Genomic DNA, 17,279 nt, shown 5'->3' on the forward strand with positions numbered 1-17,279 from the left:
CACCGGAAGTTGGGTAGGCGTTGGGGCTGAACGACCTGTGGCGCTACGACGGCCGCCGTGCGGTGGTGACCGGATGTTCCTCGGGCATCGGCGCGCAGGTGGTACATCAACTCAGCGAACTTGGCGCGCACGTGGTCGGCTTGGACAAACAGCGACCGGGTTATGAGATCAACGAATTCCACGAGGTTGACCTCGCCGATCCGGATTCCATCGATCGGATCGTCGCGGCTCTCGGCGGACGCGTCGACACGCTGTTCAACGTCGCCGGCGTCTCCTCGGGGATCGGCGACCCGCTACTGGTGGTCACCATCAATTTCCTTGGGCTGCGCCATCTCACCGAGGCACTGATCCCGACGATGGCCGCGGGTGCGTCGATTGTCAGCGTGTCATCACTTGCCGCGGCGGCCTACCGGGAACATCGCTGGTTAGTGGCTCCGCTGCTGAATACCACAACGATGCACGAAGGCATCGAATGGTGCGATTGCCACCCCGAGGCGGTGGGCAGCGGCTACCCATTGTCCAAGGAAGCAGTCATCCTCTACACCATGCGGCGTACGGCCGATCTCGGTGCGCGCGGTATCCGGATCAACTGCACCGGGCCCGCGGTGACCGAGACACCGATGCTCGAGCAGCTGAGGCGTGCCTACGGCCCGGAATTCTTCGACGACATCGCCAAGCCACTGGGCCGGGTGGCCGATCCGGCCGAACAGGCCGCGGTGCTGCTGTTCTTAAATAGCTGTGCCGCCAGTTATATTTCGGGTCAGGTCGTCTGGGTGGACGGCGGAAACCTGGGCGCCGCAATCGCGGGTGAACTCGAGAAGGGACGGGCGTCATGGCCAGCCTAACCGAATTCAGGCGGGTGGCAAGCGATCTCAGCAACTGGGGCCGGTGGGGTGATACGGACGAACTCGGGACGCTGAACTTCATCACCGCCGACACCGTCCGGCACGCCGCCAGCCTGGTCCGGCACGGGAAGGTGTTTCCGCTCGGCGTGGATTTCGGGTCGTCGGGCCCGCAGGGTGCTTTCGGGTTCCGGCACAACCCGATACACGTGATGACCGTGGACGGTGGCGATGCGAACACCCTGGGCAGGTACGGGCCGGGATGGGCACAGAATCCGACGGCCGAACAGATGGGCAACTACCTGGTCGACAATCCGTTCCGGTTCAACGACGACATGGTCATCATGCCGTTGCAGGCGGCCACCCAGTGGGATGCGCTGTCGCACGTCTACTACGACGACCAGCTCTACAACGGCTTCCCGGCCGGTTCGGTGACCAGTCTGGGGGCCTTCCATTGCGGCATCGACAAGGTCGACGTCAAGGGCATCACCTCGCGTGGTGTGCTACTGGACCTGGTGCGTCATCGCGGCGCGGAAGTCTTTCTCGAGCATGGCAACCCGATCACTCCGGAGGAACTGGACGACGTCGTCCGTGCCCAAGGAGTCACGGTCGGCCGCGGCGACATCGTGCTGATCCGAACCGGTTGGTGGGCACGGTTTCTGATGACCGGCAGCAAGACCGAGCGGTACTCCGGGCTGGACTGGCGCTGCGCCCAGTGGCTGCACGATCACGAGGTCGCCGCGGTGGCCTCGGACAATATCCAGGTGGAAGACCCTATTTCGGGAGTCGAAGGCCTGTTCTTGCCGTTTCATCTGCTGTGCCTGCGTGACATGGGGTTGATGCTGGGCGAATATTGGGACCTCACGGCGCTGGCAGCCGACTGCGCCACCGACGGCGTCTACGAGTTTCAGCTGATCGCGCCGCCGCTGAGATTCATTGGCGCGGTGGGCTCGCCGGTGAATCCCATCGCGATCAAGTGATGCCGATACACCGCCGCACCGAGGTGGTCGACGGTCTGGTCACCAGTTATCTGGAGTCGGGCGCGGGTGACCCGGTGGTGTTGCTGCACGGCGGCGAATTCGGGGCCAGCGCCGAATTGGGCTGGGAGCACACCATCGTCGCGCTAGCCGCACGCTACCGGGTGCTGGCGCCCGACCTGCTCGGGTTCGGGCAGTCGGCCAAGGTCGTGGACTTCGTCGACGGCCGCGGGATGCGCATCCGGCACGTGGCACGGTTCTGCGACGTTGTCGGCGTCGACTCCGCGCACTTCGCCGGTAATTCCATGGGCGCCATCATGCTGCTGACCGACACCACCTCGGATGCACCCCGGCTGCCGGTCCGAAGCATGGCGATCATCTGCGGCGGGGGACAGATTCAGCAGAACCGGCACTTCGACGCCCTGCAGCGTTACGACGCCACGCTGCCGGGCATGCGCCGCATCGTCGAGGCGCTATTCCACAACGCCCGCTATCCGGCCGACGAGGACTATGTGCGGCGCCGCTACCAGTCGAGCATCGCTCCGGGAGCGTGGGAAGCCTTGGCGGCGGCGCGTTTTCGTCGCCCCGGCGCTGAGCCGGCCGCTAACCCGTCGAGTGTGCGCCGGTATGAGCGCATCGCGGTGCCCACACTCGTCGTCGAAGGTCGCGACGACAAGCTGCTGCCCGCCGGGTGGGCCGCGCAGCTCGCCGAGCAGGTCGGGGATGGACGCGCGGTGGTGATCGACGACGCGGGCCACTGTCCGCAAATCGAGCAATCCGCGGCGGTCAACGAACTCCTGCTGAACTTCTTCAGCGGTCAGAAGACGTAATCCAGGCGCGTCATCATGCCGGCCGCCAGGTGATACATGTTGTGGCAGTGCATCACCCAGGTACCCGGATTATCTGCGACGAGCACTGCCTGGACCTTCTGCTTGGGCAGGACGATCACGGTGTCCTTGCGGGCGCCGAGGGAACCGTCGGCCCTGATGATCTGATAGGTGTGGCCATGCAGGTGCATGGGGTGCCACATCATGGTGGTGTTGTCGAACACCAGAAGTTGGCGCTGGCCCTGGTGCACCTGCAGCGGCTTGGTCCTGCTGTAGGGCTCACCGTTGATCGTCCAGTCATATTTGGCCATGGTGCCGCCCAATACGACAGGAAGTTCGAGGCCGGGCTCGGGCCGGCCCAGATTGGCCGACGTTGTGGCGGTGAACATCTCGATGGTGCCAACCCTCTTGGTGAGTTCCGCCGGCCGAAACTGCGGATCGGGCGCGCTGCCCGCGCCGGTGGACAGCAGCGAGCGGGCCACAGCGTTCTTGCCTTCGGCCAGTGCGACGAGCGGGAAGACACCCGATGCCGCCGTCACGATGACGTCGTAACGTTCGCCCATGCCGATCAGCAGTGCGTCGACCGGTGTCGGAAGGACCGGGTAACCGTCGGTGTGGGTGACCGTCATCGAATGTCCGGCCAGCGCGACACGGAACGCGGTGTCGGCGGCGGCATTGATGATCCGGATCCGGATTCGCTGTCCCGGTTTGGCATTGAAGGTCGTGGGGGCCGCGGGGATACGGCCGTTGATCAGATAGTAGGGGTAGGCGACGTCGCCCGCGTCGCCACCGAGCAGCTCGCTGCTCGCCACGTCGCCGCCCGGCATGCCCGGCGTCGGGGATGGCGGCGGCGTCTCGGTCGTGCTCGTCGTGCTCGTCGTACTTGTCGTGCTCGTCGTGGTTGGCGGGGTCGGCTGGGTCGTCGTGGGCATGGGCATTGCGGTGGGCTTGTTCGGGTCGACCAGGGCGTCGTAAATCTGTTGCGGACTCTGGCCGACGCCGTCGGTCCAATCATCAAGCACCACAATCCATTCCGCGTCGTAGCGCCCCGGCTCGGTCGGATCGTCAATAATGACCGGCAGATAGAGCCCCATGTCCTCCTCGAGGCCGACGTGCGGATGAGCCCAGTAGGTGCCCGGATCAGGGACGGAGAATCGGTAGGTGAAGTCGTGGCCGGCCTCGATGTTCGGGGTGGCGGGCACGACGCCGTCCATGTCGTTGCGCAGCGCGATGCCGTGCCAGTGCACAGACGTCGGGCGGTCGAGCCGATTGTCCACCGCGACCACAATCTCATCGCCGACGGCGGCCCGGATCAGCGGTCCCGGGACCGTATTTCCGTAGGCCAGCGTACGGGCGATCGGCCCGCCGAGGTCGATCTCCACCTGCTGAGGGACCAGGCTGGCCGTTACGGTTCGACCGCTGTGCGGCCGGGCCCGCTCGGCCGCGTCGATTGCGGCAGCCATGGCAGTCTCGTCTGCCGAGTGTGTCTGTGAGTGGCCGCAACCGGCGAGCGCCAACCCACTGGCGATTCCGGCGCCGATAAAGCCGCGCCTGCTGAGCTGAACTCCGCCCAGGGGATGACCGCTCGTTGGCTGTAGCGGCATGGACAGCTCCTCGTCTTCGTTGATTCGGGCCCGCGCTACTACCCTGCTAGGACATCGACCGCCGCGCAAGCCGCAATACCGCACTTTACGTGATACCCACTGGGGGTATATAGTGGCCGACGTGAACCTTCGGCAGGCGGTGTGGACGCGGTTCGCGTGGATCGCGATCGTCCTGGTCGTGGTCGTCGCCGCGGTAGCCGCTCAATGCTGGCTGCCGCAGTTGGATCGCCAACCGGCGCATCCGAGCCACCCGCTGTCGACGGCTGTGGGTAGCGAATTCGCGGTGAACATCGGTCACGCACATCTCACCGACGACTCGGCGCCACCGTGCCCTCCGCTACATGCCGGCGCGGTGATGCCGCAGTCGGACACACCAGCGTTCGCGGCTGCCGTGGTGGTGGTCGCCAACGGCGTCGCGGGTGTGCTCATCGCAGCCGTGGTGACCGCCGGGCGCGGACCGCCGACCTTGCCGGTTGACGTGCGCACCGGTCAAGACTTGTTGACTCGGTTCTGCCTGTCTCGTTGCTGACCGGTCAGTGTCAGGCCCTGGTGACCATTTCGCCATGGCCGATGACTGCTGACCCTTATCACCTTGCCGCACTTGATCGGCGGCTCGAGACCGAAGCGACGACACCATGAACCTCAACATGCCCGTGGAAAATCCCGCCCACCTGAACAACTCACGCGTTGTGCGACCCAACCGCTCGCATCTCACCTCCGTACGGCGACAGAACCGGGATCGTTACCGTGCCATCCCGCGGCGTTACCAGCTCCCGCCAAGCCGTAACCGTCAGCCCGGCACCATGGTCGGCAACACTCCGGTGCTGTGGATAGCGGGAAGCGACGGGCCGGTCGGCAGCGCCGACCGTGGATTCTGGGCCAAGCTCGAAGGATTCAACCCCGGCGGCATGAAAGACCGGCCCGCCATGCACATGGTGGAACGCGCCCGCGCTCGCGGCGACCTCGCGCCAGGTGCCGCGATCATCGAATCAACCAGCGGCACATTGGGATTGGGTCTAGCGCTGGCCGGCAACGCATACCGGCACCCGGTCACCCTGGTCACCGACCCGGGCCTGGAACCGATTATCGCGCGCATGCTCACCGCCTACGGTGCCCGCGTCGACATGGTCGCCGAGCCGCACCCGGTCGGCGGATGGCAGCAGGCCCGCAAAGATCGGGTCGCGCAGCTGCTGGCCGCCGACCCCGCCGCCTGGAATCCGAACCAGTACAGCAACCCCGACAACGTCGCCGCCTACCGGCCCCTGGCGCTGGAGTTGATCGCCCAGCTGGGGCGGGTCGACGTGCTGGTGTGCTCGGTGGGCACCGGAGGCCATTCTGCCGGCGTGGCAAGGGTATTGCGAGAGTTCAATCCGGATATGCGGTTGATCGGCGTCGACACCATCGGGTCGACGATCTTCGGCCAGCCCGCCACCAGCAGGCTGATGCGCGGCCTGGGTTCGAGCATCTATCCGCGCAACGTCGACTACGCCGCATTCAACGAGATCCACTGGGTTGCGCCGGCCGAAGCCGTCTGGGCCTGCCGCAATCTGGCCGCCACCCACTACGCCAGCGGCGGTTGGAGTGTCGGGGCTGTTGGTCTGGTCGCCGGATGGGCCGCGCGCACCTTGCCGTCGGGCACCACGATCGCCGCGGTGTTTCCCGACGGCCCCAACCGTTATTTCGACACGATCTACAACGACGACTATTGCGACGAGCACGGGCTGCTCGGTGACCGGCCCGCCGCCGATCCCGACGAGATCGCCTCGCCGTCGGCTGCGGTCGTGACCCGCTGGACCCGCACCACCTCGGTGGTGGACCCGAACCGGGTGCCGGCGTGATGGGATTTCTCACCCAATTCCGCAGCTTCAACCGGCCCAGCCAGCTGCTGATGATCAACCAGTTCGGCATCAACGTCGGCTTCTACATGCTGATGCCGTACCTGGCTGACTACCTTGCCGGTCCGCTGGGGCTGGCCGCGTGGGCGGTCGGTTTGGTGATGGGGGTGCGCAACTTCTCCCAGCAGGGCATGTTCTTCGTGGGCGGCACCCTGGCGGACCGATTCGGCTATAAGCCGCTGATCGTGGCCGGCTGTCTGATCCGTACCGGCGGGTTCGCCATGCTGGTGTTCGCGCAGTCCCTGCCCACCGTGCTGATCGCCTCGGCCGCAACCGGTTTCGCCGGGGCACTGTTCAACCCGGCGGTGCGCGCCTACCTCGCCGTCGACTCCGGCGACCGGAAGATCGAAGCCTTCGCGATGTTCAACATCTTCTACCAGGCGGGCATCCTGCTCGGCCCGCTGGTGGGATTGGCGTTGCTGGCATTGGACTTCCGGATGACCGTGCTGGGTGCCGCGGTAGTGTTCGCCGCGCTGACGGTGGCCCAGCTGCTGGCGCTGCCGCGGCCGTCGGCCGACCCCGAATACGAGAAGACCTCAATTCGGCAGGGCTGGCGGACGGTTGTCCGCAACCGAGCGTTCTGGTGCTTCGCCGCGGCCATGACCGGCGCCTATCTGCTGTCATTCCAGATCTACCTGGCCCTCCCCATGCAAGCGTCGGTGCTGGCGCCACGCCACCAATCTCTGCTGGTGGCGACAATGTTCGCGGTGTCGGGGGTGGTCGCGGTCGCCGGGCAGCTGCGCATCACCCGATGGTTCGCCGCACGCTGGAGTGCCGGACGCAGCCTGGTTATCGGGGCCATCATCCTGGGTGCGGCGTTCGTACCGCTCGCGGTGGTCCCGGACGTCGAACGGTTCGGTACCGTCGCAGCGGTCACGGCATTCTTGCTGTCGGCGAGTCTGCTCGCGGTCGCCTCGGCGGCGTTGTTTCCGTTCGAAATGCGGACCGTGGTGGCATTGTCGGATGACCGGTTGGTGGCGACTCACTACGGGTTCTACAGCACCATCGTGGGAGTCGGCATCCTGCTGGGAAACCTGGGCGTCGGCTCGCTGTGGAGCGCGCTGCACCGGGTGAACGCCGATGCCGTGTGGGGCGGTTTGATTCTCGTCGGACTCGCGACCGTCGCCGGGCTCTACGCGCTGGACAGATCTTCGCAACGGCGCCCCACCCCGCCTTCCTTTCGGGCGCTGCCGGGCTCTGACATCACGATTGACAGTAGGTCCGATAACGATCCCGGCCGAACCTCGCGCCAGCTCGTCGACACCGCGCGGCCGGCGGTTATGAAGAGCGCCAAGGTAACTGACGTTGGTTCGGAAATCGGCCATTCCGAAGCCAGGCGGCGACCCGGAGGTGCGGCGAGGTGGATTTTGGAGCACTACCACCCGAGATCACGTCAGCGAGAATGTATGCGGGTCCTCGGTCGGAGCCGCTGCTACGCGCCGCGGCGGCCTGGGACAAACTGGCTGACGACCTATACGGCACTGCCGCGTCCGTCGGTTCGATCACTTCGGCATTGACCGACGACGGGTGGCGGGGCGCGGCGTCGGACTCGATGGCTGCCGCGGTTGCGCCCTACCTGCGTTGGTTGACCGGTACAGCCGCAGCGGCCGAACAGATCGCGGGCCAGGCCCGGGCGGCTGCCTGCGCCTTCGAAAACGCCTTCGCCGCCACGGTGCCGCCGCCGGTGATAGCCGCCAACCGCGCTCGGCTGGCATCGCTGATCGGCGCAAACGCGACCGCTCAGGACACACCCGGCATCGCGGCTCTCGAGGCCGACTACGGCGAAATGTGGGCCCAGGACGCCTGTGCGATGTATCGCTATGCCAACGCTTCGGCATCGGCGGTGACCCTGACGCCGTTGGCGCCGCCCACACTGGGTGAGAGCGCGCCCGGCTTCCTGGCGTGGGACGACGACGCAGGCACGCCCGGTATGTTGGCCCAAACGATGGCCCAAGTGCCTGCTGCGCTACGCAGCCTCGGGCGGCCGGCGCAGTCGGTGTCGGCCGCTTCGACGATCGCGAACATGCTGCGGCTCAAGCCTTTCCCGTCGCCGGTGAGCGCTTTCGTGGCGGCGATCAGTGGCCCGCTGGCCATGACGTCGAGCGGGCCGCCGGCGCCGATGGCTACCAACATGTCCGGCTCATCTCGGCCGGTGGTGTCGGCGGCCTGGAGTCGCGCCGCTTTGATCGGCAGGTTGTCGGTGCCGCGCAGTTGGGGTGCGGCCGCGTTCGGCACAACCGGGCTGAGCTTCACCGCTAAATCAACTGCTTGACTTAAGGCGGCGCGCGCCGATTAACTCGTCGTGTGGTCAACGAACTGGCCGGCAAGGTAGCCGTCGTCACCGGTGGGGCATCCGGTATCGGCCGTGCCACGGTGGAGCGTTTTGTGGACGAGGGCGCGCGGGTGGTCATCGCCGACGTCCAAGCGGACCTGGGCCAGGAGCTGGCGGCCCGCCTGGGGTCGGAAACCATGTTCCGGCGCACCGACGTCTCCGATCCCGGACAGGTCGCGGCGGTGGTGGCAGCCGCCGTCGACACCTTCGGCGGCGTGCACATCATGGTGAACAACGCCGGTGTCTCCGGAACCATGCACCGCCGATTCCTCGACGACGACCTGGCCGATTTCCACCGGGTCATGGCCGTCAATGTCCTGGGGGTCATGGCGGGCACCCGCGATGCCGCCCGGCACATGGCCGCTCACGGCGGCGGATCCATCGTCAACCTCACCTCGATTGGCGGCATCCAGGCCGGCGGCGGCGTGATGACCTACCGCGCGTCCAAGGCGGCCGTCATCCAGTTCACCAAATCAGCGGCAATCGAGTTGGCGCACTACGAAATTCGAGTCAACGCCATCGCGCCCGGCAACATACCCACGCCGTTATTGGCGTCGTCGGCGGCGGGGATGAGTCGAGACGAAACCGAGCGGTACGAGGCGGCGATTCGCCAGACCATGCGGGACGACCGGCCGCTGAAGCGCGAGGGCACGCCCGAGGACATCGCGGAGGCGGTGTTGTATTTCGCCGGCGAGCGGTCCCGCTATGTCACCGGCACCGTGCTCCCGGTGGACGGCGGGACGGTGGCGGGCAAGGTGATTCGATCCGCGCGCCGAACGTGAAGCCACTGCGAATATTTCGCGGAATTGTCGCAGTCAGTACACGTTGGGCGAAGGTGTGGCGGGTGCATGGCTATGGCGGGCCGCTTCTTGGGCGAGCTGCACCCCGGAGGTCAGCCGCAGCGGGGCCAGCGGGGCGCGCTGCAGCGCCAGCGCACATCCGAGTGCATCGCTGGCACGGTTGAACGCGATCACGAAGCTGTCGCCCTCGCCCTGCTCGACCGGACGTACCGCGTCGTGATCGGCGATGAGTCCGGCGAGGGTGCGATCGAGTTGGACGATCGCCGCCGCCGTCTGCTCCGGCTGGGTTTCCCACAGGTGGGTCGATCCCTCGACATCGGCCAACAGCAACGTCACCGTTCCGGTCGGCAAGGTGCTCATACCCGGCTCACTCCAGTCCGCCAGGGCGAATCCCCGGTGCGGATTTCGCGGGCTCAGATGGCGACCAAACCTGTGGTATCAATCAGGTATCATGCCGTCATGGGGATGACGCTACGCACCAGTGCTGAGCAGGCTGAAGCGCTGCGCCGGCAGGCGGCCGCGGAAGGACGGTCGATGCAGGCCGTGGCACTGTCGGCCATCGACGAATACATTGCGCGGCGCACGCACAAGGCGAAGGTTGCTGCGGCTCTGCAGCGCGTGGTGCGGGAGGAGGCCGAGGTCCTGCGGCGCCTTAAGGACGCATGACCGAGTACCTGGACCTCGACGATCTGCTCGACATTGCCCACGAGGCTGTCGGCGCGGATGTCGTGGTCGGGGATTACGGCTTGCTTGAATCGGCTCTGGCGCGCCCCCGCGCGTCGGTGTTCGGTCAAGATGCCTACCCGAGTCTGCATCTCAAGGCCGCCGCGCTGCTGCACTCCCTGGCGCGGAACCACGCGCTGGTGGATGGAAACAAGCGACTGGCGTGGACGGCCTGCCGGACTTTGCTCGCCATCAACGGCCAGTGGATCAGCGCCCCCGAGGATGACCGCTTCGAATTCGTCATCCAGGTCGCGACGGGCGCATTGCCCGACCTTCCCAAGATGGCCGAACAACTACGCGCATGGAGCTACGAGGAGGGCTGAGTCAACCGCGGCGGGCTGCCTGCCGAGACAGCTGCACGCGAGAAGTCAGGCCGAGTTTGGTGTAGACGTGAGTGAGGTGGGCCTGCACGGTGCGCGACCAGCCGCACGAACGTCGAGTTCCGGGGGTGTCAGCGATTCCCACCCGTTGGCCGGCCGCGGCCGCTCACCACGACCCCGCTGCGCATAGGCGATCGCCTCCTCCTTGGACAATGCCGCACTCTCGGCCGCCAGCATCAAAGGCGTTGTCGCCCAACGCCGTATGCCACCGAATCCTGGTAGCCGGCGTCGTAGACCTTGGATCGCGCCACTCCCATGCGATGGCGCAGCGCCTTTGCTGCTCCGAAAAGGAGGTAGGTCCGGTAACCGATCGCTTTGGTGCGCGGCCAATCGTGACCCGGCGGTCTACGCCGACCCTGAGCGGCTCGACGTCACCCGGCAGGGCCCGGCGCCGACGCTGACCTTCGGCGGTGGCATGCACTGTTGCCTCGGTGCGCAGCTGGCCAGAATCGAACTGGCCGAGGCATTGACAGTCATCACCCGTCGCATACCGCAGGCACACCGTTGCGGACCACGCGATACTCCCGCTAGCGACCGAGGACCTCGATCCGGCAACACGGCCCGTGCGCACGGGCGAGTCGAGCGTCGAGCGTGAGCAGCGTCGCGTCGAACGCCTCCGCCAGTGCCACGTAGAACGCGTCCCATCCGCGTACCGAGTTCCGCAGTTGCCACGCCCGCTCCAGCAACCAGCGGTGCCCGAATCGTTCGCCGGGCCAGTCACGCAGATCAGCGAGGGCCTGCGCGGCGGCCGTTCCGTCCATGCGCCCCCGCAGGTGTTGAGCGCGGATCACTGCCATCACCTCGACGTCGATCACGTGCGGCGCTACCTGGTCGGTGTCGGACGCCAGGCGGGTCGAGATCTCACTCGCCCGCGGTGTGTCCGCGACGACCTCGAACAGGCAGGAAGCGTCAACGACCAGCATCGGGCCACTCGCCGCGCCACTCGTCCAGCGTCGCCAGCACCTCGGCCGTGGATATCTCCGAGGGCCGCCGCCCGGTGCGTGCCAGCCACTGGGTGACCGACGGCCGGGCCGCCAGCCGAGCGGCCTCGCGGCGCAGTAGCTCGGGCACCGTGATGCCCTCTGCCGCGGCACGCCGCACCAAGGCTGCGTACACCTCGTCGTCGATGTCGCGTATTTGAACCGTCTTAGGCACAGCTGCATTATGTCATGCGATATCGCATGATCTGATGCAAATCCACAGCTAAATCAATCGCTTGACTTAACTGCCGGCCGAGCGGTTGACTGGGCGATGTGACCACCGTCGGGAGGGCCGTTCGCGGCGAGCGGGCGAGTTCCACACAGGAGGCGATCCTGGCGGCCGCCGAGCGGCTGTTCGCCGAGCACGGCGTGTTCGCGGTGTCCAACCGGCAGGTCAGCGAGGCCGCCGGGCAGGGCAACAACGCCGCGGTCGGCTATCACTTCGGGACCAAGGCCGACTTGGTGCGTGCCATCGAGCAGAAGCATCGCCTGCCGGTCGAACGGCTTCGCGAGCAGATGGTGGCCGAGTTGGACGAGACTGCCGACATGCGCGATTGGGTCGCCTGCCTGGTATGCCCGCTCACCGAACACCTTGAGGCTCTGGGCAATCCCACGTGGTATGCCCGGTTCGCCGCGCAGGCGATGACCGATCCGGCCTACCACAACATCGTCGTCAAGAACGCGCTGAGCTCGCCGTCGCTGGTTCGGGTGATCGACGGCATCAACGGCTGCTTGCCCGAGCTGCCGGTCGACATCCGCTACCAGCGCAACCTGATGGCCCGAAACCTGTTGATGCACACCTGCGCTGATCTCGAACGTGCGTTGGCGACGGGCACTTCGACGCCCCGGCCCTCCTGGCGGGCCGCGGCTAGCGCACTCATCGACGCGATCGTGGGCCTGTGGCTGGCCCCGGTGACATCGCCCGAGTGGGGGGCCGGCAGATGAAAGTGAGCGTGGACCAAAATTTTTGCGCCTCGTCCGGGAACTGCGTCATGCATGCGCCCGAGGTGTTCGACCAGTGCGACGAGGACGGCGTCGTCGTCCTGCTCACCGCGCACCCGCCCGCCGAGCGCGCCGAAGCCGCCCGCAAAGCCGCCGCCGCCTGCCCGGCAATGGCCATCCGCATTGAGGAGTGACCGTGTCGCACCCACTCGCCAGTAGCCCCCCCGAGGCGGCCGCGGAGATCCCTGACTATCCGATGCCCCGCGCCCCACGGTGCCCATTCGCGCCGCCGCCGGACGTGATGGCGCTGGCCAAAGCCGGGCCGCTGTCGCGGGTCCGGATCTGGGACCGCAGCACGCCGTGGCTCATCACCGGCTACGAGCAAGTGCGCGAACTTTTTTCGGATTCACGGGTCAGCGTCGACGACCGGCTTCCCGGCTTTCCGCACTGGAACGCCGGCATGCTGTCGACGGTCCACAAACGCCCCAGATCGGTGTTCACTTCCGACGGCGAAGAACACACCCGGTTTCGGCGGATGTTGTCAAAACCGTTCACCTTCAAGCGGGTTGAGGGGCTGCGCCCGACCATCCAGCAGATCACCGACGACCACCTCGACGCGATGCTGGCCGGTCCCAAGCCGGCCGATCTCGTGGCGGCCCTCGCGTTGCCGGTGCCGTCGCTGGTGATCAGCCAGCTGCTGGGGGTGCCCTACGAGGACGCGGAGATGTTCCAGCATCACGCGACGGTCGGCCTGGCGCGCTATGCCACCGGCGAGGACACCGCCAAAGGGGCGATGAGCCTGCACACGTACCTGGCCCGGCTGGTCGAAGCCAAAATAGACGACCCAGCCCAAGACGCGGTTACCGATCTGGCCGAGCGGGTCAAGGCCGGCGAGCTCAGCGTCAAAGAAGCCGCTCAGTTGAGTACCGGGTTGCTGATCGCCGGGCACGAGACCACCGCGAACATGATCGGCCTCGGTGTGCTTGCGCTGCTGGAACATCCCGACCAGGCGGCCATCCTGCGCGACGCCGACGACCCGCAGGTCGTCTCCAACGCGGTCGAGGAATTGCTGCGCTATCTCAGCATCATCCAGAACGGCCAGCGTCGGGTTGCGCTCGCAGACATCCACATTGCCGGAGAAACCATCCGCGCCGGTGAGGGCATCATCATCGACCTGGCGCCCGCGAACTGGGATCGGCACACATTCACCGAACCGGACCGGCTGTACCTGCACCGCTCCGGAGCCGACCGCAACGTGGCGTTCGGGTACGGCCGGCACCAGTGCGTGGGTCAGCAGCTGGCCCGCGCCGAACTGCAGATCGTGTACCGAACCTTGTTGCGGCGCATCCCCACACTCGCGCTAGCCATCCCCGTCGAAGACGTCCCGTTCAAACACGACCGGCTCGCCTACGGCGTCTACGAACTGCCGGTCACCTGGTGACCACTACCGCAATCCGAACGGAGGGCCAATGATGTCGGCTCGAACCAGCACACTGTCGCTCTACCCGCCCGAAGGCTTTGGGGCACCCAAAGATCGGCGTGGGCATGTCGTGGACACCGACCCTGGTCTACCTGAAGGCACCGTGGTATTTTCCGCGGACAACCACATCTCGTTGGCCGCGGACATCTTCTACGAGCGCTTCCCGGATGACCTGAAGGACAAGGCGCCGCGCATCTGGTACGAGGACGGCGCATATCAGGTGGGGCGCAATGGCCAGTCGTTCCTGCCGGGCGACTTCAGCGCGGTACTCATGCAGTACGACGACCTGCCCGGGGCGGCCAGCACAAACATCGAGGCCCGGATCGAAGAGCTACACGACGACGGCGTCGACAAGGAGCTGGCGTTCCCCAACGCCGTCCTGGCGCTGTTTCACTACCCGGACAAGAAACTTCGCGAGCTGGCGTTCCGCATCTACAACGAGTACATCGCGGATCTGCAAGAGCGCTCGGGTGGGCATTTCTACGGCGCCGGGCTGATCAACTGGTGGGATCCGGAGGGAACGCGGCGCACCCTGGCCGAGCTGAAGTCGTTGGGGCTCAGGACGTTTCTGATGCCGCTCAACCCGGGCAAGGACGACGACGGCAATCCGATCGACTATGCCAGCACCGCCATGAGCGCGGTGTGGGACGAGATCGAGGAATCCGGAGTTCCGATCAGCCACCATATCGGCGAGACGCCGCCGAAGAGTCCGTGCGAGTTCAACAGCGTGGTCGTCGGGATGATGATCAACATCGACGGCTTCCGGGAAACGTTCGCCAAGTACATCTTCGGCGGCATCCTGGACCGGCATCCGGGGTTGCGGATCGGCTGGTTCGAAGGCGGCATCGCCTGGGTGCCCTGGGCACTGCAGGACGCTGAGCACCTGGTCGCGTCCTACCGGCACATGTTCAACCGGCCGCTGGAGCACGACATCGGCTACTACTGGGACCGGCACATGAGCGCCTCGTTCATGGTCGACCCGCTGGGGCTGGAGTTGATCGACCGGATCGGCATCGACAAGGTCATGTGGTCGTCGGACTACCCGCACAACGAAAGCACCTACGGCTATTCCGAGAAATCACTGGCGGCCGTGGTGCAAGCCGTCGGGCCGGCCAACGCGGCGCGGATCGTCAGCGGCAATATCAGCGAATTCCTGGGCCTGTAACGGTGACGACGCTCGCGCAGTTGCAGATTCCCGACACCCCGGATCTGGCCCGGATGCGCCGGGAAACCGGTGCCCGGCTGCGCACGGCGATGGCCGAACGCGGAATTGACGCGCTGATCCTGCTCGGCAACAGCGCCGTCGGCTACGCCACCGGCACCAGTTGGCCCCTCGGGGACGCCGGGCTGTCCTACGTCGAGCGGCCGGTGGCGGTGGTGCTCGGCGACGACGAGTGGCCGCATCTTTTTCTGCCGTACCGTGCCGGCGCTTCCCAGGAGTCGGAGTTGCCGGCCGATCATTTGCACGGGCCGGTCTATCTCGAATTCGACGAAGGCGTCCAGATTTTCGCCCGCGTGCTGGCCGGCATGATCCACAGCGGCGCGACGATAGCGGTCGACGAACTGACCGGCGCCATGTCACGAGCCCGGGGAACATTGTTCCCCAATGGGTTTCCTGAGGATGCCAGCGCCGTCGTCGGCGCCGCGAAGGTGGTCAAGACTCGCGACGAATTGGCGTGCATCCGCACCGCCGTCCGGATCACCGACGAGGCGATGGTCGAAGTCCACCACGCACTGGCGCCCGGCGTACGCCAAATCGATTTGTCCGCACGGTTTCTGCGCCGGGCTTTCGAGTTGGGTGCCACCGCCAGCATGCTCGAACCGATCTGGCAGGTGATGCCGCCGAGCAGGGCCGAGGGAGTCTGGACCACCCACGGCGACTTGGCGCTGCCGCTGCTCACCACCGAGCGGGAACTGCGCGCCGGTGATGTGCTGTGGACCGACGTCAGCATCACCTACCGGGGTTATTGCTCGGACTTCGGGCGGACCTGGATCGTCGGGCGTGACCCGGCGCCGCGGCAGCAGGCACAGTTCGACCGATGGCGCGACATCATGGCCGCGGTGGTGGGCGTGGCCCGCGCCGGAGCCACCGCCGCCGAGCTGGGCCGAGCCGCAACGGAAGCCAACGGCGGCGCCCGGCCCTGGCTGCCGCACTTTTACCTGGGCCATGGGATTGGCGTCAATGCCGCCGAAATGCCGATGATCGGAACCGATCTCGGCGACGCATTCGACGAAAGCTTCGTCCTGCAACCCGGCATGGTGCTGGTTCTGGAGCCGGTGGTGTGGGAGGACGGCACCGGCGGCTACCGTAGCGAAGAGGTGCTGGTGATCACCGAGGAAGGCTCGACCCGGTTGACCGACTACCCCTACGACCCGTATGCCGGCTGAAGTCCTGCCCGACGACCGGGCGCTGCGTTCGGGACGCCGGCAACGGGCGCTGGAGCAGATGGCCGCGCACGACCTCGATGTGCTGGTTCTCGGGCGCCAGGCCAATGTCCGGTATGTCTCGGGCACACCGCAACTGTGGGTCGCCGGGACCCGCCCGTTCGGCCCGACCTGTGTGCTGGTGCGCGCCACCGGTGCCGTTCATCTGCTCAGCACCTGGGACGAAGGCGTCCCCGACGACATCCCGCACGAGAACCTGTATGGCATCTCCTGGAATCCGGCCAACACCATTGCGGCGTTACAGCGCATCGGGGGTGCCGCGACCGCGCGTCGTGTCGGAACCGATGCGCTGTCACCGGTTTTCGCCCGCCTGTTGCCGGCGGCCTTTCCCCAGGCTGAGCTGGTGGACGGCGAACTGGCCATGCGCGCGGCCCGGCGGATCAAGACCGGCGAGGAAGTGGCCGCGCTGCGTCAAGCCATCGCGGTGGCCGAATCGGGCCTGGCCGCAGCGGTCGCCGAGCTGCGACCCGGGGTGAGCGAACAGCTCCTGGCCGGGGTGCTGCTGGAAGCCCTGGCCGCCGGCGGTGTGAGCACTCCGTCGAATCAGGATGTGGTGTGGGTGACTTCGCGCGATCACCCGTGGCGCCTGGTGAGTCGCGACGGCCACGTGCACGACGGCGACCTGGTCGCCTTCGCGGCCGGGGTGCTGGCCGGCGGCTACATCGGCGAGGTGGGCCGAACCTGGCCGGCCGGCGGTGCTGCCCCCTCCGCCGCTCTGTACCGACGCTGGGAATCCCTGTGGCAGAAGCTGATTGCGGCATGCCAGCCGGATGCCGGAGCCGGCGAACTGCTGGCGGCCTACGCCGCATCCGGGGAGCCGGACCCGCCGATGCCCGTCGCCCGGGGCCTGGGCATGGGCTTCGACCCGCCGGTCATCTCCGCACAGCTACCGCAGACAGCAGCCGACGAGCGATTGGAGCCGGGAATGGTTCTTGCCGTGACGGGGTACGTGTGGGAACCGGGGATCGGCGCGGTGTTCGGCCGCGAGGCCGTGCTGATCACCGCCGACGGATCCGAAGTGCTGACCTCCAGCCCGATGTGGCGGGCATAGC

The 17,279-nt window shown here is 66.7% G+C and carries 19 protein-coding genes and 2 pseudogenes; 17 read left to right on the forward strand and 4 right to left on the reverse strand.

Features of this window, described 5'->3' with window-relative positions:
* The first annotated feature begins 20 nt into the window (after positions 1 to 20).
* The 3 genes from BST40_RS09325 to BST40_RS09335 are packed head-to-tail and all read left to right on the forward strand — an operon-like array spanning position 21 to position 2,649.
* Positions 21 to 845, forward strand: coding sequence for a coniferyl-alcohol dehydrogenase (locus BST40_RS09325; protein WP_075546454.1), 825 nt, complete (start codon positions 21 to 23; stop codon positions 843 to 845).
* Positions 833 to 1,822 (forward strand): cyclase family protein, encoded by a 990-nt coding sequence (locus BST40_RS09330; RefSeq protein WP_075546455.1) that lies wholly within the window; start codon positions 833 to 835, stop codon positions 1,820 to 1,822. Before BST40_RS09325 ends, BST40_RS09330 begins: the two co-directional genes overlap by 13 nt.
* Positions 1,822 to 2,649 carry an alpha/beta fold hydrolase gene (locus BST40_RS09335; RefSeq protein WP_075546456.1) on the forward strand — a complete coding sequence of 276 codons (828 nt, stop codon included), beginning with the start codon at positions 1,822 to 1,824 and terminating at the stop codon, positions 2,647 to 2,649. The genes BST40_RS09330 and BST40_RS09335 overlap by 1 nt, the downstream gene beginning before the upstream one ends.
* Here the strand turns inward: BST40_RS09335 and BST40_RS09340 are convergent.
* Positions 2,637 to 4,250: a multicopper oxidase family protein gene (locus BST40_RS09340; RefSeq protein WP_075546457.1), complete on the reverse strand. Its 1,614-nt coding sequence runs from the start codon at positions 4,248 to 4,250 to the stop codon at positions 2,637 to 2,639. The two genes, BST40_RS09335 and BST40_RS09340, sit on opposite strands and share 13 nt — an antisense overlap.
* 112 nt (positions 4,251 to 4,362) lie before the next feature.
* Between BST40_RS09340 and lpqS the strand changes: the two genes are divergently transcribed.
* From lpqS to BST40_RS09365, 5 genes and pseudogenes are all read left to right on the forward strand, one after another.
* Positions 4,363 to 4,779 (forward strand): putative copper homeostasis (lipo)protein LpqS, encoded by a 417-nt coding sequence (gene lpqS, locus BST40_RS09345; protein WP_075546458.1) that lies wholly within the window; start codon positions 4,363 to 4,365, stop codon positions 4,777 to 4,779.
* A 118-nt stretch (positions 4,780 to 4,897) separates the two neighbouring features.
* Positions 4,898 to 6,088, forward strand: coding sequence for a PLP-dependent cysteine synthase family protein (locus BST40_RS09350; protein ID WP_198929517.1), 1,191 nt, complete (start codon positions 4,898 to 4,900; stop codon positions 6,086 to 6,088).
* A pseudogene (locus BST40_RS09355) lies at positions 6,088 to 7,290 on the forward strand (MDR family MFS transporter); the annotation flags it as partial. The gene BST40_RS09350 and the pseudogene BST40_RS09355, both read left to right, overlap by 1 nt.
* Positions 7,291 to 7,547: 257 nt before the next feature.
* Positions 7,548 to 8,417, forward strand: coding sequence for a PPE family protein (locus BST40_RS09360; protein WP_082275343.1), 870 nt, complete (start codon positions 7,548 to 7,550; stop codon positions 8,415 to 8,417).
* Between the two features lie 32 nt (positions 8,418 to 8,449).
* Positions 8,450 to 9,259, forward strand: coding sequence for an SDR family NAD(P)-dependent oxidoreductase (locus tag BST40_RS09365; protein WP_075546461.1), 810 nt, complete (start codon positions 8,450 to 8,452; stop codon positions 9,257 to 9,259).
* Positions 9,260 to 9,301: 42 nt separating this feature from the next.
* Here the strand turns inward: BST40_RS09365 and BST40_RS09370 are convergent.
* Positions 9,302 to 9,637 (reverse strand): annotated as a pseudogene (locus BST40_RS09370) (nucleotidyl cyclase domain-containing protein); the annotation flags it as partial.
* Between the two features lie 99 nt (positions 9,638 to 9,736).
* Between BST40_RS09370 and BST40_RS09375 the strand changes: the two are divergent.
* From BST40_RS09375 to BST40_RS33170, 3 genes are all read left to right on the forward strand, one after another.
* Positions 9,737 to 9,943, forward strand: a complete 207-nt coding sequence (locus BST40_RS09375) for a CopG family transcriptional regulator (protein ID WP_075546463.1) — start codon at positions 9,737 to 9,739, stop codon at positions 9,941 to 9,943.
* On the forward strand, positions 9,940 to 10,323 hold the full coding sequence (locus tag BST40_RS09380) for a type II toxin-antitoxin system death-on-curing family toxin (RefSeq protein ID WP_075546464.1): 384 nt from the start codon (positions 9,940 to 9,942) through the stop codon (positions 10,321 to 10,323). The genes BST40_RS09375 and BST40_RS09380 overlap by 4 nt, the downstream gene beginning before the upstream one ends.
* A 259-nt stretch (positions 10,324 to 10,582) precedes the next feature.
* A complete protein-coding gene (locus tag BST40_RS33170; protein WP_371687265.1) occupies positions 10,583 to 10,975 on the forward strand; it encodes a cytochrome P450 in 393 nt (130 codons plus the stop codon).
* On the opposite strand, the gene BST40_RS09390 is transcribed toward BST40_RS33170, so the two are convergent.
* Both BST40_RS09390 and BST40_RS09395 read right to left on the reverse strand, forming a co-directional pair.
* Entirely contained in the window at positions 10,908 to 11,303 is a 396-nt protein-coding gene (locus tag BST40_RS09390; RefSeq protein WP_075546465.1) for a type II toxin-antitoxin system VapC family toxin, read from the reverse strand. The genes BST40_RS33170 and BST40_RS09390 overlap by 68 nt on opposite strands.
* Complete coding sequence (locus BST40_RS09395; RefSeq protein WP_075546466.1) at positions 11,290 to 11,535, reverse strand: hypothetical protein; 246 nt, start codon at positions 11,533 to 11,535, stop codon at positions 11,290 to 11,292. The genes BST40_RS09390 and BST40_RS09395 overlap by 14 nt, the downstream gene beginning before the upstream one ends.
* 98 nt (positions 11,536 to 11,633) lie before the next feature.
* Between BST40_RS09395 and BST40_RS09400 the strand changes: the two genes are divergently transcribed.
* From BST40_RS09400 to BST40_RS09425, 6 genes are all read left to right on the forward strand, one after another.
* Complete coding sequence (locus BST40_RS09400) at positions 11,634 to 12,305, forward strand: TetR/AcrR family transcriptional regulator (protein ID WP_075546467.1); 672 nt, start codon at positions 11,634 to 11,636, stop codon at positions 12,303 to 12,305.
* Complete coding sequence (locus tag BST40_RS09405; protein WP_075546501.1) at positions 12,302 to 12,496, forward strand: ferredoxin; 195 nt, start codon at positions 12,302 to 12,304, stop codon at positions 12,494 to 12,496. The genes BST40_RS09400 and BST40_RS09405 overlap by 4 nt, the downstream gene beginning before the upstream one ends.
* 62 nt (positions 12,497 to 12,558) lie before the next feature.
* On the forward strand, positions 12,559 to 13,743 hold the full coding sequence (locus BST40_RS09410) for a cytochrome P450 (RefSeq protein ID WP_089025077.1): 1,185 nt from the start codon (positions 12,559 to 12,561) through the stop codon (positions 13,741 to 13,743).
* Between the two features lie 142 nt (positions 13,744 to 13,885).
* Positions 13,886 to 14,947 (forward strand): amidohydrolase family protein, encoded by a 1,062-nt coding sequence (locus BST40_RS09415; protein WP_241780209.1) that lies wholly within the window; start codon positions 13,886 to 13,888, stop codon positions 14,945 to 14,947.
* 2 nt (positions 14,948 to 14,949) lie between these two features.
* Complete coding sequence (locus BST40_RS09420) at positions 14,950 to 16,170, forward strand: M24 family metallopeptidase (protein WP_075546468.1); 1,221 nt, start codon at positions 14,950 to 14,952, stop codon at positions 16,168 to 16,170.
* Positions 16,160 to 17,278, forward strand: coding sequence for a M24 family metallopeptidase (locus BST40_RS09425; RefSeq protein WP_075546469.1), 1,119 nt, complete (start codon positions 16,160 to 16,162; stop codon positions 17,276 to 17,278). Before BST40_RS09420 ends, BST40_RS09425 begins: the two co-directional genes overlap by 11 nt.
* Position 17,279: the final 1 nt, after the last annotated feature.

This window comes from Mycobacterium persicum (assembly GCF_002086675.1).
GTDB classification, from domain to species: Bacteria; Actinomycetota; Actinomycetes; order Mycobacteriales; family Mycobacteriaceae; genus Mycobacterium; species Mycobacterium persicum.

Excerpts from the sequence above, each read along its gene's own strand:
- BST40_RS09330 (WP_075546455.1), top strand. The coding sequence starts at position 833 with ATGGCCAGCCTAACCGAATTCAGGCGGGTGGCAAGCGATCTCAGCAAC.
- BST40_RS09335 (WP_075546456.1), top strand. The coding sequence starts at position 1,822 with ATGCCGATACACCGCCGCACCGAGGTGGTCGACGGTCTGGTCACCAGT.
- BST40_RS09340 (WP_075546457.1), bottom strand. The coding sequence starts at position 4,250 with ATGCCGCTACAGCCAACGAGCGGTCATCCCCTGGGCGGAGTTCAGCTC.
- BST40_RS09350 (WP_198929517.1), top strand. The coding sequence starts at position 4,898 with ATGCCCGTGGAAAATCCCGCCCACCTGAACAACTCACGCGTTGTGCGA.
- BST40_RS09360 (WP_082275343.1), top strand. The coding sequence starts at position 7,548 with ATGTATGCGGGTCCTCGGTCGGAGCCGCTGCTACGCGCCGCGGCGGCC.
- BST40_RS09375 (WP_075546463.1), top strand. The coding sequence starts at position 9,737 with ATGGGGATGACGCTACGCACCAGTGCTGAGCAGGCTGAAGCGCTGCGC.
- BST40_RS09380 (WP_075546464.1), top strand. The coding sequence starts at position 9,940 with ATGACCGAGTACCTGGACCTCGACGATCTGCTCGACATTGCCCACGAG.
- BST40_RS33170 (WP_371687265.1), top strand. The coding sequence starts at position 10,583 with ATGCCACCGAATCCTGGTAGCCGGCGTCGTAGACCTTGGATCGCGCCA.
- BST40_RS09390 (WP_075546465.1), bottom strand. The coding sequence starts at position 11,303 with ATGCTGGTCGTTGACGCTTCCTGCCTGTTCGAGGTCGTCGCGGACACA.
- BST40_RS09405 (WP_075546501.1), top strand. The coding sequence starts at position 12,302 with ATGAAAGTGAGCGTGGACCAAAATTTTTGCGCCTCGTCCGGGAACTGC.
- BST40_RS09410 (WP_089025077.1), top strand. The coding sequence starts at position 12,559 with ATGCCCCGCGCCCCACGGTGCCCATTCGCGCCGCCGCCGGACGTGATG.
- BST40_RS09425 (WP_075546469.1), top strand. The coding sequence starts at position 16,160 with ATGCCGGCTGAAGTCCTGCCCGACGACCGGGCGCTGCGTTCGGGACGC.